The 16,765-nt window shown below is 72.2% G+C and carries 18 protein-coding genes; 10 read left to right on the top strand and 8 right to left on the bottom strand.

Annotated elements, in window-relative coordinates; all coding sequences use genetic code 11:
* Window positions 1-12: 12 nt before the first annotated feature.
* From ACIGQF_RS11805 to ACIGQF_RS11790, 4 genes are all read left to right on the top strand, one after another.
* Window positions 13-801, top strand: coding sequence for a GNAT family N-acetyltransferase (locus tag ACIGQF_RS11805; protein ID WP_399708285.1), 789 nt, complete (start codon window positions 13-15; stop codon window positions 799-801).
* Entirely contained in the window at window positions 798-1,655 is an 858-nt protein-coding gene (locus tag ACIGQF_RS11800; protein WP_399708283.1) for a lysophospholipid acyltransferase family protein, read from the top strand. The genes ACIGQF_RS11805 and ACIGQF_RS11800 overlap by 4 nt, the downstream gene beginning before the upstream one ends.
* A 63-nt stretch (window positions 1,656-1,718) precedes the next feature.
* The gene (locus tag ACIGQF_RS11795; protein WP_399708282.1) at window positions 1,719-2,498 is read left to right on the top strand and encodes a hypothetical protein; all 780 of its coding nucleotides are present in this window, start codon (window positions 1,719-1,721) and stop codon (window positions 2,496-2,498) included.
* A gap of 70 nt (window positions 2,499-2,568) precedes the next feature.
* Window positions 2,569-4,017 carry a PepSY-associated TM helix domain-containing protein gene (locus ACIGQF_RS11790; RefSeq protein WP_399708280.1) on the top strand — a complete coding sequence of 483 codons (1,449 nt, stop codon included), beginning with the start codon at window positions 2,569-2,571 and terminating at the stop codon, window positions 4,015-4,017.
* 64 nt (window positions 4,018-4,081) lie between these two features.
* Here the strand turns inward: ACIGQF_RS11790 and ACIGQF_RS11785 are convergent, their stop codons facing one another.
* The 3 genes from ACIGQF_RS11785 to ACIGQF_RS11775 all read right to left on the bottom strand — a co-directional run bounded on the left by ACIGQF_RS11785 (window position 4,082) and on the right by ACIGQF_RS11775 (window position 6,600).
* Window positions 4,082-4,642, bottom strand: coding sequence for a winged helix-turn-helix domain-containing protein (locus ACIGQF_RS11785; protein ID WP_399708278.1), 561 nt, complete (start codon window positions 4,640-4,642; stop codon window positions 4,082-4,084).
* 332 nt (window positions 4,643-4,974) lie between these two features.
* Window positions 4,975-6,003, bottom strand: coding sequence for a glutamine synthetase (glnII, locus tag ACIGQF_RS11780; protein ID WP_399708277.1), 1,029 nt, complete (start codon window positions 6,001-6,003; stop codon window positions 4,975-4,977).
* 183 nt (window positions 6,004-6,186) lie between these two features.
* On the bottom strand, window positions 6,187-6,600 hold the full coding sequence (locus tag ACIGQF_RS11775; RefSeq protein WP_399708275.1) for an organic hydroperoxide resistance protein: 414 nt from the start codon (window positions 6,598-6,600) through the stop codon (window positions 6,187-6,189).
* Between the two features lie 198 nt (window positions 6,601-6,798).
* On the opposite strand from ACIGQF_RS11775, the gene ACIGQF_RS11770 reads away from it, so the two are divergent.
* The 4 genes from ACIGQF_RS11770 (at window position 6,799) to ACIGQF_RS11755 (ending at window position 11,221) form a co-directional block, all read left to right on the top strand.
* Complete coding sequence (locus tag ACIGQF_RS11770; protein WP_399708273.1) at window positions 6,799-7,308, top strand: MarR family winged helix-turn-helix transcriptional regulator; 510 nt, start codon at window positions 6,799-6,801, stop codon at window positions 7,306-7,308.
* Window positions 7,309-7,500: 192 nt separating this feature from the next.
* Entirely contained in the window at window positions 7,501-8,373 is an 873-nt protein-coding gene (locus ACIGQF_RS11765) for an arpA protein (RefSeq protein WP_399708271.1), read from the top strand.
* A 113-nt stretch (window positions 8,374-8,486) separates the two neighbouring features.
* Window positions 8,487-9,368 (top strand): class I SAM-dependent methyltransferase, encoded by an 882-nt coding sequence (locus ACIGQF_RS11760; protein WP_399708269.1) that lies wholly within the window; start codon window positions 8,487-8,489, stop codon window positions 9,366-9,368.
* 89 nt (window positions 9,369-9,457) lie between these two features.
* On the top strand, window positions 9,458-11,221 hold the full coding sequence (locus ACIGQF_RS11755; RefSeq protein ID WP_399708646.1) for a choline/carnitine O-acyltransferase: 1,764 nt from the start codon (window positions 9,458-9,460) through the stop codon (window positions 11,219-11,221).
* 69 nt (window positions 11,222-11,290) lie between these two features.
* On the opposite strand, the gene ACIGQF_RS11750 is transcribed toward ACIGQF_RS11755, so the two are convergent.
* Together ACIGQF_RS11750 and ACIGQF_RS11745 are read right to left on the bottom strand one after the other, a co-directional pair.
* Window positions 11,291-11,563: a hypothetical protein gene (locus ACIGQF_RS11750; RefSeq protein WP_399708267.1), complete on the bottom strand. Its 273-nt coding sequence runs from the start codon at window positions 11,561-11,563 to the stop codon at window positions 11,291-11,293.
* Window positions 11,563-12,123 (bottom strand): hypothetical protein, encoded by a 561-nt coding sequence (locus ACIGQF_RS11745; RefSeq protein ID WP_399708265.1) that lies wholly within the window; start codon window positions 12,121-12,123, stop codon window positions 11,563-11,565. Before ACIGQF_RS11745 ends, ACIGQF_RS11750 begins: the two co-directional genes overlap by 1 nt.
* 356 nt (window positions 12,124-12,479) lie before the next feature.
* On the opposite strand from ACIGQF_RS11745, the gene ACIGQF_RS11740 reads away from it, so the two are divergent.
* Window positions 12,480-13,235 (top strand): GNAT family N-acetyltransferase, encoded by a 756-nt coding sequence (locus tag ACIGQF_RS11740; protein WP_399708263.1) that lies wholly within the window; start codon window positions 12,480-12,482, stop codon window positions 13,233-13,235.
* A 132-nt stretch (window positions 13,236-13,367) separates the two neighbouring features.
* Here ACIGQF_RS11740 and glnA read toward each other — a convergent pair whose 3' ends face one another.
* Entirely contained in the window at window positions 13,368-14,777 is a 1,410-nt protein-coding gene (gene glnA / locus ACIGQF_RS11735) for a type I glutamate--ammonia ligase (RefSeq protein WP_361565602.1), read from the bottom strand.
* Between the two features lie 306 nt (window positions 14,778-15,083).
* On the opposite strand from glnA, the gene ACIGQF_RS11730 reads away from it, so the two are divergent.
* Window positions 15,084-15,551, top strand: coding sequence for an RDD family protein (locus ACIGQF_RS11730; protein WP_399708260.1), 468 nt, complete (start codon window positions 15,084-15,086; stop codon window positions 15,549-15,551).
* A gap of 162 nt (window positions 15,552-15,713) precedes the next feature.
* On the opposite strand, the gene ACIGQF_RS11725 is transcribed toward ACIGQF_RS11730, so the two are convergent.
* Together ACIGQF_RS11725 and ACIGQF_RS11720 are read right to left on the bottom strand one after the other, a co-directional pair.
* Window positions 15,714-16,409, bottom strand: coding sequence for a DUF4191 domain-containing protein (locus ACIGQF_RS11725; RefSeq protein ID WP_361565597.1), 696 nt, complete (start codon window positions 16,407-16,409; stop codon window positions 15,714-15,716).
* A 10-nt stretch (window positions 16,410-16,419) separates the two neighbouring features.
* A complete protein-coding gene (locus ACIGQF_RS11720) occupies window positions 16,420-16,656 on the bottom strand; it encodes a hypothetical protein (protein WP_361565594.1) in 237 nt (78 codons plus the stop codon).
* Window positions 16,657-16,765 lie beyond the last annotated feature (109 nt).

Genomic DNA, 16,765 nt, shown 5'->3' with positions numbered 1-16,765 from the left:
ATCGGAGCTGTCATGTCCACATCTCTTCCGACGACGACGCCGTACCCGCAAGGCCGGCCCACCCCGCCCGCCCCCGCCGCGTACACCACCGCCATCGCCGACTCCACCGCACAGATCCGCGCCGCACAACGGCTGCGCCACCGGGTCTTCGGCGAGGAGATGGGCGCCACGCTGCACTCCCCGCTGCCCGGCCACGACATCGACGCGTACGACGACCTCGTGGACCACCTGATCGTGACCGAAACCGCGACGGGCGACGTGGTCGGCACCTACCGGCTGCTGCCGCCCGGCCGCAGTGAACGGCTCTACTCCGACGGTGAGTTCGACCTCTCCGCACTCGCCGAAATCCGCCCCTCGCTCATCGAGGCCGGCCGCTCCTGCGTCCACCCCGACCACCGCACCGGCGCCGTCATCAACCAGATGTGGGCGGCCCTCGCCCGCTACACCCTGCTCTCCGGCCACCGCTACCTCGCCGGCTGCGCCTCCGTCCCGCTCGCCGACGGCGGACAGTGCGCCCGGGCCGCCTGGGAGCTGGGCCGCACCAAGCACGCCGCGCCCGACGAGCTGCGCGTCCGGCCGCTCCGCCCCTGGCTCCCGGACGCCGGCACCGCCACCACCGGCGGAGCCGCCGCCTACGCGCAACTCCCGCCGCTGCTCCGCGGCTACCTGCGGGTGGGCGCGTGGGTCTGCGGGGCGCCCGCGCACGACCCCGAGTTCGACGTAGCCGACTTCTTCGTCGTCCTGGACATGGACCGGCTCAGCGACCGGTACCGGCGGTTCTTCCTGGGCGACCAGCGGTGAGCGCGCACAGCGCGGCCCCCGCCGCCGTCCGGCCCGGCGTCTGGGACACCCTCTCCACCTGCACGTCCGGCTGCATCGCGCACGGCGCGCCCCGGGTGCCGCTCGCCGGGACCGCGCGCCGCGCCGCGTCCTTCGCCCACGTACTGCTGCGGGCCGCCGCCGACCGGGACCGGCTCGCCGAACCCGGCCGGCTGCGACGCCACGCCCGCGCCGCACTCGGCGCGCTGGAGGTGGTACTCGACCACGACGGCCCGCTGCTGACGGTCGCACCGGAGGAAGCGGGCGGCAGCGCGGGGACCGGCACGCTCGTCGTCGCCAACCACATCTCCTGGCTCGACATCCTCGCGCTGCTCGCCGTCGAGCCCGTCCCGATGCTCGCCAAGCGCGAGGTCGCCGGATGGCCCGTCATGGGACCGCTCGCCCGGCGCGCCGGCACCCGCTTCCTCGACCGCGGCAGCCCGCGCGCCCTGCCGCTCGCGGTGGCCGACCTCGCGGCGGCGCTGCGCGGCGGCCGGTCGATGGTGGTCTATCCGCAGGCCACGACCTGGTGTTCGGCGACCGGCGGGGACTTCCGGCGGGCCACGTTCCAGGCGGCCGTCGACGCGGGCGCGCCGGTACGGCCGGTCACCGTCCGGTACCTCCAGCACGGCGCGCCCTCGACGGTGGCCTCCTTCGTCGGCGAGGAGGACCTGGCGTCCTCGCTGCGCCGGGTGCTCGCGGCGGGCGGGCTCACCGCCCGGGTCACGGTGCACCCGCCGCTGCTGCCGGACGGGCGGGACCGGCGGGAACTGGCGGCGGCCGCCCAGGCGGTGGTGCTCGGCCGACGGCACCGGGAGCCGGCCCGCCCCGCGTGACGCCGCCCGGTACGGCCCACCCGGGGGCCGGCGGGCCCCTCCCGGGTGACAGGATTGCCGCCCGTGACCTCCGATGCCCGCCCGCCGTTCCGCGCCGTGCGCGCCGCGCTCTTCGCGGCCGTGTGCGTGACGCTGGCGGCGGCCGGGCACGCGGTCATGTCCGGGCACGGCATCCCGCCCGGGGTGCTGGGCGCGGCTCTCGCCGTTGTCGGCGCGGCGGCCTGGCTCGCCGCGGGCCGGCAGCGCGGCCTGCCCGCCATCGCCGGCGGCGTGCTGACCGTACAGGCCGCCCTGCACCTGGCCTTCGCCGCGGCGCAGGGCTCCGGGGCCGGTGTCCCGATGGCGTGCGGCATGTCCGGTGGGGCCGGGACGCACGGCGCGACGGGCATGCACGGCGCCGCGGATGCGCACGGCGCGTCAGGCATGCACGGGATGACGGGCGCGCACGGCGTGACGGGCATGCATGCCGGTCATGACATGGCCGGCATGTCCGGTGGCGGCGCGGCCATGGGCGCCGGGCACGACATGGCGGGCGGTATGTCCGCCGGCATGACGGCCGCGCATCTCCTCGCCGCCCTGCTCTGCGCGCTCTGGCTCCGTTACGGCGAGGCCGCCTTCTTCCAGCTGCTGCGGTGCGTGGCGGCGCTGGCCTTCCGTGCGCTGCGGCTGCTCGTCGTGATCTGCCGCGGCCCGGCGCCGGAACGCCGCACGCGCGTCCCGGCACGTACCCGGCCGCGCGTGCCCCGCTGGGAACTGATCGCCGATGCCGTCAGCCGGCGCGGCCCGCCTCCGGGCGCGGTGCTTCGTATCACCGCGCCCGCCGGACCGCCCCTGCCCCGCTGACGACCGGGCCGGGACACGGCCGCGGCGCGGACATTCCGCATGTCCGCCGCTGAAAGGTGAAGGCATCACCATGTCCCTACCCACCCCTGTCCGCACACCCGCGGTCGCCGAGTCACCACCCCGGGCCACCGGATGGCCCGCGCTGCGCCCGCTCGTGCTGCGGCTGCACTTCTACGCGGGGCTGCTCATCGCCCCGTTCCTGCTCGTCGCCGCCGCGACGGGCCTGCTCTACGCCGGCTCCCTCCAGGCGGAGAAGTTCGTGTACGCGCACGAACTCCGCACCGAGCCCGGCGGTACCGCCCTCCCGCTCTCCCGCCAGGTCGACGCCGCGCTGCGCGCGCACCCCGAGGGCACGGTGACGGCGGTCCGGCCGCCCGACGGCCCGGACGCCACGACCCGGGTGATCCTCGACGCGCCGGGCCTCAAGGACGACAACTCCCTGGCCGTCTTCGTCGACCCGTACACCGGCGAGGTGCGCGGCGCGCTGGAGAGCTACGGCAGCTCCGGCGCGCTGCCGCTGCGTGCCACCATCGACCACCTCCACCGCGACCTGCTGCTCGGCGAGCCCGGCCGGCTCTACAGCGAACTGGCCGCCAGCTGGCTGTGGGTGGTCGCGCTCGGCGGGGTCCTGCTGTGGCTCGGGCGGCGGCGCTCCGCACGCCGGCTGCGCGGCACGACGGGGCGGCGGCGCACGCTGTCCTGGCACGGCACGGTCGGCCTGTGGTCGGCCGTGGGCCTGGTCGCGCTGTCGGCCACGGGCCTGACCTGGTCGGCGTACGCGGGCGAGCACATCGGCCGGCTGCAGGACGCGCTCGGCGGCGCCACCCCCGCCGTGTCGACGCGGGTCCCCGGCGCCGCCACGGAGATGCCGGGCATGGACGACGGCGCGCACGCCGGACACGAAGGCCACGCCGGACACGAGGGGCATGCCGGTCATGAGGGCCACGGCGGCGCCGCGGACCGGCCGCTCGCCGGCCTCGACGCCACCCTGCGCACGGCGCGGCAGGAGGGCCTGTCCGGGCCCGTCGAGATACGCGTACCGACCGCCTCGGCACCCGCCTTCGTCGTCCAGCAGACCGACAAGGAGTGGCCCGCGCACCTGGACTCGATCGCGGTCGACCCGGCGAGCGGCCGGGTCACCGACCGGCTCGACTTCGCCGACTACCCGCTGCTCGCCAAGGCCACCCGGTGGGGCATCGACCTCCACATGGGCCTGCTGTTCGGCCTCGCCAACCAGGTGGCGCTGGCCGCCCTGATGATCGCGCTGATCCTGCTGATCGTCTGGGGTTACCGGATGTGGTGGCAGCGCCGTCCGCGCCGGGACGCCGGACTCCGGGGCGGCCGCGCCCACCCGCGCGGGGCCTGGCGGCGGGTGCCGGTGACGGTACTGCTGCCGCTGGCCGCGGCGACGGCCGTACTGGGCTGGTTCATGCCGCTGTTCGGCATTCCGCTGGCCGGCTTCCTGCTGCTCGACGTGTGTGCCGGGGCACTGGCCCGGCGGCGCGCACGGGCCGCCTGAACCCGGCGTTACGTAAGGAGACCCGTGGGGCCCGGCCGGTGCGGCCGGGCCCCACGGCCCGCGGTCAGGAGACCGGCACGTACTTGTAGCCGACCCGTCGCACCGTGACGATCGACGAGCGGTGCGCCGCGCCCAGCTTGCGGCGCAGCCGGGCGATGTGGACGTCGACCGTGCGGCCGTCGCCGACATGGCCGTAGCCCCACACCGTCGTCACCAGCTGGTCGCGGGTGTGCACCCGCTGGGGGTGCGCCACCAGGTGGGCCAGCAGCTCGAACTCCAGGAAGGTGAGCTCCAGTTGACGGCCCTCGACGTGGACGGTGCGGCGCTCGGGGTCGACCTGGACGCCCCCTTCGCCGTAGATGGCCGCCGGGGTGGCGGGGACGGCCGGGGCCTCGGGCTCGGGCCGCTTCTTCTCGGCGGCCGGTACGAGCACGAGGTAGCCGACCATCGGGGGCCGGCCCGGCAGCTCGGGCAGGGTGTGCGGGGGAGCCGGCAGCCAGGTGGCGTCGGCACCGAGCAGGTCGGCGACCGGCGGTACCTCGCCGGGTGTCACGGCACGCAATCGGGGCGGGGCGGGAACGGTGGCCGTCGGAGGAGTGGCAGGAAGGGTTCGGACGTTCGTCATGAGGGTCAGCTCTTTCGCGCAGAGGGGCGTCGGGGACGTCGTCGTGCGCGGGGCTGCCGCTTCAGGTGCGTTGCGGGCCCGCGCTCAATGCGCGCGGCAACACAGACGGTCGAAGAGGTGATCCTGCCGGGACGGCCAGAACGGCTCCAGGTCGGTGCGACCTGTCGCGTTGTCGTGGAAGCTGGCCATGCCCCCCATTGAACCAGACCGGACGTGATCTGTCCTTCGTCCGCCCGTCATACGGACCGGCATGCGCAAGGGGCGCCCCGCATCAAGCGGGGCGCCCCTCAAGGGAATTGCGCGGCCTGGCCCGTCGCCCGGCCGGGCCCGGATCAGACCTGGAGGGCCTTCTCCAGCGCGGTGCAGCAGGTGTCCACCATCAGGCGGGTGACCACGTACGGGTCGACGTTCGCGTTCGGGCGGCGGTCCTCGATGTAGCCCTTCTTGTCCCGCTCGACCTGCCACGGGATGCGGACCGAGGCGCCGCGGTCGGACGCGCCGTAGCTGTACTCGTCCCACGGGGCGGTCTCGTGGGCGCCGGTCAGGCGGTCCTCGATGCCGGTGCCGTACTGCTTCACGTGCTCCAGCGGCTTGTCGCCCTCGCCGAGCGACTCGCACGCGGTGATGATCGCGTCGTAGCCCTCGCGCATCGCCCGGGTGGAGAAGTTGGTGTGCGCGCCCGCGCCGTTCCAGTCACCCTTGGCCGGCTTGGCGTCCAGGGTGGCGGAGATGCCGTAGTCCTCGGCGGTGCGGTACAGCAGCCAGCGGGCGACCCACATGTGGTCGGAGACCTCCAGCGGCGGCAGCGCGCCGACCTGGAACTCCCACTGGCCCGGCATGACCTCGGCGTTGATGCCGGAGATGCCCAGGCCCGCGGCGAGGCAGTTGTCCAGGTGCTTCTCGACGACGTCGCGGCCGAAGATCTCGTCGGCGCCGACGCCGCAGTAGTAGCCGCCCTGCGGGGCGGGGAAGCCGCCCTCGGGGAAGCCGAGCGGGCGGGTGCCCTCGAAGAAGGTGTACTCCTGCTCGATGCCGAAGATCGGCTCCTGGTCCGCGAACTTCTCCGCGAGCGGGCGCAGCAGCGCACGGGTGTTGGAGGAGTGCGGCGTCATGTCGGTGTTGAACACCTCGCACAGCACGAGGATGTGCTCGCCGCCGCGGATCGGGTCCGGGCAGGAGAAGACCGGCTTCAGTACGAGGTCGGAGGCGTGGCCCTCGGCCTGGTTGGTGCTGGAACCGTCGAAGCCCCACAGCGGCAGGTCGGCGAGCTCGGTGCGCTCAGCGAGGATCTTGGTCTTCGAGCGGAGCTTGGCCGTCGGCTTCGTGCCGTCGATCCAGATGTACTCGGCCTTGATGGTCACGGGGGCTTGCCTTCCTGCGGGGCAGTACGAATACGCGTGCGGGCGTACTCATGCACCCTGGCAATGAGCCGTTTCCCGGCCATTGCTCGAATGTGAACCCCGTGTTACCCGGGCCCTACCGTGACGCACCCCACCCCGGAGGGGGCAGGGCGTTCGCGGTGATAAAGGGGCATAGTGCCCCGGTCACTCGACGACGATCTCCACGGGAATGTTGCCGCGGGTCGCCTTCGAGTACGGGCAGACCTCGTGCGCCTGCTCGATCAGGCGGGCGCCGGTCCCGTCGGCCAGCGTGTCCGGGAGCTCCACGCGCAGTGTGACGGAGAGGCCGAAGCCGCCGGCCGGGTCGGAGCTGATGCCGACCTCCGCGGTCACCGACACGTCCTTGGTGTCCACCTTCGCCTGCCGGCCGACCAGCCCCAGCGCGCTGGCGAAGCAGGCGGCGTACCCGGCCGCGAACAGCTGCTCCGGGTTGGTGCCCGCGCCGTCGCCGCCGAGCGCGGGCGGCATGGCCAGCGCCAGGTCCAGCTGCCCGTCGGAGCTCACGGCCCGGCCGTCGCGTCCGTTGGCGGTGGCCGCGGCGGTGTACAGAGCACTCATCAGAACCATCCCTCTCCGAGATACGGGGCCGGTCGGCCGTCCGTCCGGCCCCGGTCTCCCTGATCGTGCTGCCACTACAGCACACAATTAAATTACGCACAACTTAAATGCGCGCCACTGTGACGTACGATATAAAGCTGTGCACGGTCAGGCCGTGTGCGATAAGAGTGTGCGCAAAGCGGCAGGTAGGCTGGGCGTATGGAGGAGAAGAAGGCCGGGCAGGCGGACGCGGGAGCGGCGGCGGAGACCGCGCCGCAGGACTATCTCCGACTCGACCAGCAGATCTGCTTCGCGCTGCACGCGGCGACCCGCGCCTTCGGCGGCCTCTACCGCACCGCCCTGCGCGACCTCGGCCTCACCTACCCCCAGTACCTGGTCATGCTGGTCCTCTGGGAGCACGGCGAGATGCCCGTGAAGCAGATCGGTGCCCATGTGCGGCTCGACTCCGGCACCCTCTCCCCGCTGCTCAAGCGGCTGGAGGCGGCCGGCCTGGTGCGCCGGGAGCGCAGCGCGGCCGACGAGCGCTCCGTCACCGTCCGGCTCACCGCCGACGGCGCGGCCCTGCGTACCCGGGCCGAGGAGGTGCCCCGCCGGATCGCCGGCGCCACCGGCCTCCCCCTCGCCGAACTGGCCGATCTCCGCGGCCGGCTGAACGCCCTGACGGAGACCCTCGACGCCGCCGCCCTCGACGGCCCCGGCTGCGACTGACCCGGCTGCGGCCGACTCCGGTTTCGGTCGACCCGACCGCGCCGGCCGGCCGCCGGATGCTCCCCCTCCGCGCCCCCGGACATGCCTGCCGGGGCCGTGTGCCGTGTCACAGTCGCACTTTGCGACTGTGATACCTCAACTGCGTTACTCATCCGTAGAGTTGGGGCGTCCGCCCCGCGTGGAGAGGATCGCATGAGCACTCTGGAAGCCCTGACGCTCGACCAGGTGGTCGACACGACCCGCTATCCCCTGACGGCACTGGACGGAGCCGAGGGCCGGGCCGTGATCGACCGGGCCCGCCGGGACCTGGCCGAGGTCGGCTGCACCGTACTGCCGGACTTCGTCCAGCCGGCCCTGCGCGACCTGCTGCGGCAGGAATGCTCCGCACTGGCGCCCCGGGCGCACTACGACGTCGAGACGGTCAACGTCTACAACATCGCGGTCGACGACTCGCTGCCCGCCGACCATCCCGGCCGCATCCCCTTCGAGCGGGGGAACGCCTTCGTCGCCCGGGACCGCATCCCGCAAGCAGCGCTGATCAGCCAGCTCTACACCCACGAGGCGTTCCGCACGTTCATCGCGCGCTGCTTCGGCCTCGCCGAGCTGCACGAACTCGCCGACCCGCTCGCCGGGCTGGTCCTCAACGTCGTCGAGCCGGGCCGGGAACACCCCTGGCACTTCGACACCAACGAGTTCACCGTCAGCATGCTCACCCAGGAAGCCGAGACCGGCGGCGCCTTCGAGTACTGCCCCGGCATCCGCTCCGCCGACGACGAGAACTTCGACGACGTCCGCGACGTCCTCTCCGGGCGGGGCGACCGGCTGGTCCGCCGCCTCCCGCTGCACACCGGCGACCTCCAGCTCTTCAAGGGCCGCTACTCCCTGCACCGCGTCAGCCCCGTGGCGGGCGGCACATCGCGGCACTCGGCGATCTTCGCGTACAGCGAGCGCCCCGGCGTCATCGGCAGCGTGGCCCGCACCCGCCAGCTCTTCGGCCGGGTGCTCCCCGAACACCTCGCCGCGGCAGAGAAGCGCGCCGTGCGCGGCGACCGACTGCTGGACTGACCCGCCACGGGGCATCCTCCGTACGACAGAGCGCCCCGCCGCACACCGCAGGAGATCCGCAGGACCGACCCGCAGGACGTTTTCCCATTCGCGATCCACGGAGGAGCAACCCCGTGCGTTTCGACACGACCGGAAAAGTCTCGCTCGACCACATCTACACGCAGCCCGACCCGCGTGCGTACTTCACCGTGCTGCGCACGCTGGACTACTGCGTGCCGCAGCTCGCCAAGCCGTACTTCGCCAAGCTCGTCAAGGAGTACCGCGAGGCCCGCGGCGTGGCGGCACCGAAAGTCGTCGACATCGGCTGCTCGTACGGCATCAACGCCGCCCTGCTGAAGTACGACGTGGGCATGGACGAGCTGTACGCGCGCTACGGCGACGAAGCGGCCGCCGGTCTCACGCGCGAGGAACTGCTGGCCCGCGACCGCGAGCTGTCCCGCGCCCGCCGGCCCGCGCAACCCACCCGCGTCGTCGGCCTGGACTCCTCCGAGAACGCGCTGTCGTACGCGCGGGAGGCCGGCTTCCTCGACGACACCGTCCACGCCGACCTGGAGAACGACGACCCCACGCCGGACCAGCGCGCCCGGATGGCCGGCGCCGACCTGGTGTTCTCCACCGGCTGCGTCGGCTACGTCACCGAACGCACGCTCACCCGCGTCGTCCGCGCGCAGGGCGCCCACCGGCCGTGGATGGCCCACTTCGTGCTGCGGATGTTCCCCTTCGACCCGGTCGAGCGCGCACTGGCGGCCCTCGGCTACGAGACCACCCGCGTCGACGGGATGTTCAAACAGCGGCGGTTCGCCTCTCCGGAGGAACAGACGCTCGTCCTGGACACCATGTCGGAGGCCGGAGTGGATCCCACCGGGCTGGAGGCGGAAGGCTGGCTCTACGCACAGCTCTACGTCTCCCGCCCGTACGGCCCGGCAGGACGCGCCAGGCCCCTCGGACGCACCAGGTCCCTTGATCGTCACGACCCGAATCGAGAGCAGCTTTGAACCCCAGTCGGTCCACGGCCACCGCCCCCTCGGGCAGCGCCGCCCCGTCCGTCTCCGCACCCCCGTCCACCTTCGCCCACGAGGACACCCTGCCGCGGGTGCCGCTGCCGACGCTGGCGGACAGCTGTACGCGGTTCCTCGAATGGTGCGGTCCGCTGCTGACCCCCGAGGAGCGGGCGGCGACCGAGGCGGAGGTGGCCGCCTTCAGCGGTCCGGACGGACCCGGCCCGGCACTCCAGGCGGCGCTGGAGGAGTACGACCGCACCCCCGGCGTGCACAGCTGGCTCGACACCTTCTGGCCGTACCGCTACCTCGGCCGCCGGGACCGCATCGCCCTCAACGCCAACTTCTTCTTCCTCTTCCAGGACACCGGGCTGCCGCAACTGGAACGGGCGGCCGGGCTGATCGCCTCGGCCGTCGCCTACAAGCGGCGGCTGGACCGGGAGGAGATCCCGCCGGTGCTGCTGCGCGGCGCGCCGCAGACGATGGAGCAGAACAAGTACCTCTTCTCCACCACCCGCATCCCGGGCGCTCAGCAGGACACGGTCCGCCACCCGTACTCGGCGGAGTGGCCGGGCCCGTCCGACGCGCGCCACGTCGTGGTGTTCTTCCGGGGCGCGATGTACCGGATGGACGTCCTGGGCGCCGACGGCATCCCGCACACCCCCGCCGACCTGGAGGCGGGACTGGCCGCCGTCATGAAGGCGGGCGCGGAACCGGCGCAGCGGGACACCTCCGTCGGCCATCTCACCACCATGGCCCGCGCCGACTGGGCGGCCACCCGCGAGACGCTGCGCGCGCACCACCCCGGCAACGCGGCGGCCCTGGACGACATCGAGACCGCCCTCTTCTGCGTCTGCCTGGAGGACTTCGCGCCCGCCGACACCCAGGAGACCTGCGACGAACTCCTCTACGGGGACCGCGGCAACCGCTGGTTCGACAAGGCCGTCTCCTTCGTCGTCTTCGCCGACGGCCGGGCCGGCATCAACGTCGAGCACTGCGGCCTGGACGGCACGACGATCCTCAGCTTCGTCGACACCCTCCTCGGCACGCCGGCCGAGGAGCAGTCCCGGGAGTCGGGCGCCCGCTCCCAGGGCCGCCCGGAGTTCTCCGCGCTCACCTGGCACCTGGACGACGCCCTCCGGGCGCGCGCCCGCGCCGCCGCCGAGGCCTTCGCCCAGTACGGCGCGGACACCGCCACGCAGACCGTCTCCTTCGAGGACTTCGGTTCCACGGCGGCCAAGGCGCTGCGGGTCTCGCCCGACGCGTTCGTGCAGCTCGCGTACCAGCTCGCCCACCAGCGAGCCAAGGGCAGGCTTGGAGCCACGTACGAATCGATCGCCACCCGGCAGTGGCGGCGCGGCCGCACCGAGGCCATGCGCGTCGTCACCCCCGAGATCCAGGCGTTCGTGGCGGCCATGGAGGACCCGGAAACCGACGCCGGGACCCGCCGGGCGGCCTTCCGCGCGGCCGCCACCGCGCACGTCACCCGGGCGAAGGAGTGCCAGGCCGGGGACGCCCCCGAACAGCACCTCTGGGAGCTGGAACTCATCCAGCGCCGCCGCGGCACCGAGCTGGGCATCACCGAACAGCCCGCCCTCTACCGCTCCCCGGGCTGGCTGACCATGCGCGACGACTACCTGAGCACCAGCTCGGCCCCGTCCGAGAACATCCAGTTCTTCGGCTTCGGCTCCACCAGCAGCCGCTGCATCGGCATCGCGTACGTCCTCCTCCCCGACCGCTTCAACCTCTACCTGAGCACCCCCCGCCCGGTGGCCGACCAGATGCACGCCTTCGCCACCCATCTCCGCACAGCGGTAACCGAACTCAGGGAACTGCTGGCGGGGGAGTAGCGGGCACTTTCGATCACCGTACGGCCGCCGCCCCGCACCCGGAGCGGCGGCCGTGCCGGCCTGCGGGCCTCACTGTTCCCGGGGCGTTGCGGACTGCGGGTCGTCCCCGGTCGCGCGGTCCGCGCCCTCACCAGCCTCCCGGTCCAGGCTCGCCAGTAGCCGGAGTACCTGTTCCTCATCCGCTCCGGAGAGCGTGATGCGTACGTCGCCGCTCTGCCGGGTCACCACGACATCGGGCTGCTGGTCCCGCTTTCCGCGCCACAGCCGAAAGGCGATGGACGCGGCCACGGCGCTGATGCCCGTGCCGAGCCCGGCCGCGATCTCAGGGATGAGTGCCCACATCAGGCCTGCTCCCATTCTGCGATGAAGGTGCTCGCGCCGGCGGTGACGAAGGTCGCGATGAAGAGGACCAGCGACGACCCGGTAACGGATCCCTGGTCCAGCTTCTGGCTGACCTGCGGGGCCGAGGTGACGAAGGCGAAGAGGCCCGCTGTCACGCACGCCATGGCGATGTTCGAGAACGCCAGGAACCCGACGATGTTCCGCAGGCCCGAGCCCGAGCGGGTGATGATCTGTCCCGCAGCCGCTGCGGCGAGACCGGTGGTGACGATCAACAGCTCACCCCGGCTGAGGATTTCCGACAGACCGACCCCGCGGTGGGTGAAGGAATTCATGACGTAGCCGAGGCCGATCGGCAGGACGCCGAAGCCGACACCGAAGAACAGCCAGTGCAGCATCTTCGGGCCCACGACCGCCCACGGCGACGGAGCTGTGGCGGCAGGCCCCGCGGGCCCGCCCGCCGGTTCGGCGGTGGACGTCCCGTCCGGTTCGCCCACCGCGTCCGCTGGTGATCCCGCTTGCCCGGTGACGACCGGGTCATGGGGCTGCTGCGAAGTCGCCACTCACGTCCCCCTGCTTCGATGCCTGCTCGACCGCCCCGCCCGGAGCATGTGCGTCGGCATCACGTTCTTACCCCGACGACACGCCGGAGCGCAGTGGTTCGACCGAACCGGTACTCACCCGGATCGGGGTGGCGGCCCTCATGGATGTATCACTCATGAATGTGCTGGTGGGGCCGGATTTGCCCCGGCCCCGGGGCGGTATGTCACAGTGGGCCGTCCTGGTGGGCCGGGCGCGCGCGTGCGCTGCCGCTGCCGGGAAACCCCCTATCTCAGACGAGCCTTCCGGTCGCGCCTGCCACGTGCCCGGAATGTCGGAGTCTGCGCATCTTCCTGTCCCTACCTCCCCTCAGAGAGCGATGCTGGCAACGACTCTTGTCCCCCGGACCGCCGACCTGTTCGACCAGGGCCTGGAGAGCCGCACCGGCTCGGCCCTGTTGCGCTTCGGTGCCGCGCGGCAGCGACCGGCCGGCCGGCCCGGCTGGACCGGCGACGGCGCCGCCGCCTGGCTCGACGACGCCCGCGGCCATGTGTGGAGCGTCGGCGAACCGGAAGCCGCCGCCGGACTCGTCCTGCGCGCGGCCCTGGGCCTGCCCGACCGGGTGCGGGAGTTCACCGGCCCCCGCGGCACCGAGACCCTGGTCGGCCGCCACCTCCCGGTGACCGGGATCGTCGAGTGGATCTTCCGCTGGACGATGGACGAGCCGCCCGTCCAGCGCGGCGAGGACCGGGTCGTCGCCCTCGACGAGTCCCACCACGACGAGCTGCTCGCCTTCCTCAACGCGCACAGCCCCGCCCACTCCACCGGCCCCGGCGCCGAGGGCGTCAGCCTGTGGGCCGGCATCCGCGACACGGACGGCCGGCTCGTCGCCTGCGGCGCCCTGAGCAGCCTCCGGGACAGCGGCGCCCCGCTGATGGCCTCCGTCGCGACCGACGCAGCCCTCCGCGGCCAGGGCCTCGGCGCGGCCCTCACCTCCTGGCTCACCCGCTACGCCGTACGCCGCCACGGCTTCTGCACCCTCTGGCAGCTCACCGACAACACCCCCGCCGAACGCCTCTACGACCGCCTCGGCTACCGCAACGAGGACCCTTGCGTCTCGGGACGGATCGCCTGAAGCGGCAAGCGGCAAGCGGCAAGCGGAAGCGCCTGAAGCCGGAGCGGGAGCACCGGAAACGGCCGAGGGCCGGCAACCCCTCACGGGGTGCCGGCCCTCGGCCGTACGAGCGGTGCTCTTCAGCGGTGCTCTTTAGAGGTCGAAGTACAGCTCGAACTCGTGGGGGTGCGGGCGGAGCTGGATCGGGGCGATCTCGTTGGTGCGCTTGTAGTCGATCCAGGTCTCGATCAGGTCCGAGGTGAAGACGCCGCCCTGCTGGAGGTACTCGTTGTCCGCCTCCAGGGCGTCGAGGACCGCGGGGAGCGAGGTCGGGACCTGCTGGACGTTCGCGTGCTCCTCGGGAGCCAGCTCGTACAGGTCCTTGTCGATCGGCTCGGCCGGCTCGATCTTGTTCTTGACGCCGTCCAGGCCCGCGAGGAGGAGGGCCGAGAAGGCCAGGTACGGGTTGGAGGACGGGTCCGGCGCGCGGAACTCGACGCGCTTGGCCTTCGGGTTCGAGCCGGTGATCGGGATACGCATGGCCGCGGAGCGGTTGCGCTGCGAGTACACCATGTTGACCGGGGCCTCGAAGCCGGGGACCAGGCGGTGGTAGGAGTTCACCGTCGGGTTGGTGAAGGCCAGCAGCGACGGGGCGTGCTTGAGGATGCCGCCGATGTAGTAGCGGGCGGTGTCCGAGAGGCCGGCGTAGCCCTGCTCGTCGTAGAAGAGGGGCTCGCCACCGGACCACAGGGACTGGTGGACGTGCATGCCGGAGCCGTTGTCACCGAAGATCGGCTTGGGCATGAAGGTCGCGGTCTTGCCGTTGCGCCAGGCGACGTTCTTCACGATGTACTTGAAGAGCATCAGGTCGTCGGCCGCGGCGAGCAGCGTGTTGAACTTGTAGTTGATCTCGGCCTGGCCGGCGGTGCCGACCTCGTGGTGCTGGCGCTCGACCTTCAGGCCCTGCTTGTCCAGCTCCAGGGAGATCTCCGCGCGCAGGTCGGCGAAGTGGTCGACCGGCGGGGCGGGGAAGTAGCCGCCCTTGTAGCGGACCTTGTAACCGCGGTTGTTCTCGACCGCGCCGGTGTTCCAGGCGCCGGCCTCGGAGTCGATCTCGTACAGCGAGCGGTTCGCGGAGGTCTCGAAGCGGACCGAGTCGAAGACGTAGAACTCGGCCTCGGGGCCGAAGAACGCGGTGTCGGCGATGCCGGTGGAGGCGAGGTACGCCTCGGCCTTCTTCGCCACGTTCCGCGGGTCACGGCTGTACTGCTCGCCGGTGATCGGGTCGTGGATGAAGAAGTTGACGTTGAGGGTCTTGTCCCGGCGGAACGGGTCGACCCGCGCCGTGGACAGGTCAGCGCGCAGCGCCATGTCGGACTCGTGGATGGCCTGGAACCCGCGGATCGAGGAGCCGTCGAACGCCAGCTCCTCCGTCGGGTCGAACGCCTCCGCGGGCACCGTGAAGTGCTGCATCACACCGGGCAGGTCGCAGAACCGGACGTCGACGAACTTGACGTCCTCATCCGCGATGAACTTCTTGGCCTCGTCGGCGTTCTGGAACATCCAACTCCTCCTAGCCCGGTCACCGGTCGGCGGCTCGGGGTTGCTCCTCGGATCGCGACCATGTGCGGTGGCGCGCTCGCCCGACCTTAGGTAGGCGGGATTTCCCAAGCATGACCCATTTGTTTCGCTCAGGTTAACCGGCGCGCGGTGGCCGTGGCCCGCCGTATCGGGCGGCCGTGGCCCTTCGCGGCGGCCGTGCCACGTACCGGTACAGCAGTGCGGCGCCGTACCGCGGGGCGGCCCCCGCACCCCGTTCCGGGCGCCCCGCCCCGCGGGAAATGTATGCGGTCGCAGTACCGTGGACGGGTGGACAACAGGCAAGCAATGGGATCGTGGCTCTCCGGGCCCCGCGCGGCGGCCGAGGACATGGGCATCGACTTCGGTTACCGGGGCCAGCAGCTGGGGCTGCCCGAGCACGGACCCGGCTCGATCGCCCGGCCGGGCCGCCGGATCGTGGCCCTCCTCGTCGACTGGGCGCTGTGCATGCTCATCGCGTACGGGCTCCTCAGCGGCGGCAAGGCGAACGCGGCGAGCAACTGGGCGCTGCTGGTCTTCCTCGTCCTGAGCCTGCTCACCGTCGGCACGGTCGGCTTCACGCCCGGGAAGCGGCTGCTGGGCCTGCGGGTCGTCGCCGAGGGCGGCGGCCGGCTCTCGCTGCCGCGGGTGCTGGCCCGGACGATCGCGCTGATGATCGTCATCCCGGCCGCGATCTGGGACCGCGACGGCCGCGGCCTCCACGACCGCCTGGCCCGGTCCGTACAGGTACGGATCTGAGGCGTCCGTACAAGTAGGCATCTGAGGCGCGCGGACGGATACGCGCGAGAGCGGACGCATACGCACGAGAACGGCCCGGGACCGTGAGGTCCCGGGCCGCAGCCGTGTCGTCACAAGGCTGTGTCGTCACGAGAACGTGTCGTCACAGGGACGCCGGAGGCGTCACCGCATCCGGCCGCCCTTCGGCATCCGCATGCCCTTGGGCATCGGCCCCTTCGGTACCGGCATGTTGCTCATCAGGTCGCCGAGCGCCTTCAGCCGGTCGTTGGTGGCCGTCACCTGGGCGCCCGGAAGTACGCGCGGCAGCTTCATCAGCGTCGTGCGCAGCTTCTTCAGCGGGACCTGGCCCTCGCCGTCACCGACCACGAAGTCGTGGACCGGCGCGTCGGCGACCGTACGGGCCATCCGCTTCTTCTCCGCGGCCAGCAGGCCACGGAGCCGGTTCGGGTTGCCCTCGCCGACGAGCACGATGCCGGGCTTGCCGACCGCACGGTGCACGACGTCCTGGTTGCGGTTCATCGCGACCGCGGGCGTCACCGACCAGCCGCGGCCGATGTTCTCCAGTACCGCCGCCGCGGCACCCGGCTGGCCCTCCATCTGACCGAAGGCGGCCTTCTCGGCGCGCCGGCCGAAGATGATCGCCATCGCCAGGAAGGCCAGCAGGAAGCCCAGAATGCCGGCGTACACGGGGTGGCCGATCAGGAAGCCGATGGCAAGGAGAACGCCGAATACGACGATGCCCACGCCCGCGACGACAAGACCGACCTTGGAGTCGACCCGACGGGTCATCTTGTAGGTCAGGGCGATCTGCTTGAGTCGCCCCTGGTTCGCAGTGTCTGCGTTTTCCTTCCTCGCCATGTACGAAAGTTTACGTGGCCGAGGTGCTCCGGGTCGCCGCGGCCTCCAGTACGTACTGGGCGGCACGCCGGTCCTCCGCCCGGCGCCGGTCCTCAAGGACGGCAGTCCAGGCATTTCGGCGGGCGGTGCGCTGACCGTTGCGCATCAGCAGCGACTCCACGGCGCGCAGGGCGCCGGTGACGGACGGGATCGGCAGAGCAGCCGGGATCGGCAGAGCAGCGGTGTCGCGGACGGGCGCGGCCTGCATGGCGTGAGTCCCCTTCGGGGTGGTGGGAACAACGGGGGTGTGAGCGGTGCGTGCATCCATCGTCACTGAAAGCCTTACGGAACGGTGTTACCAACGGATGACCGCACGG

Origin of the sequence: Streptomyces sp. NPDC053560 (assembly GCF_044544605.1) — a bacterium.
GTDB lineage: Bacteria > Actinomycetota > Actinomycetes > Streptomycetales > Streptomycetaceae > Streptomyces.
The sequence above is the reverse complement of the archived record's forward strand: the minus strand, read 5'-3'. Positions and strand labels throughout refer to the sequence as shown.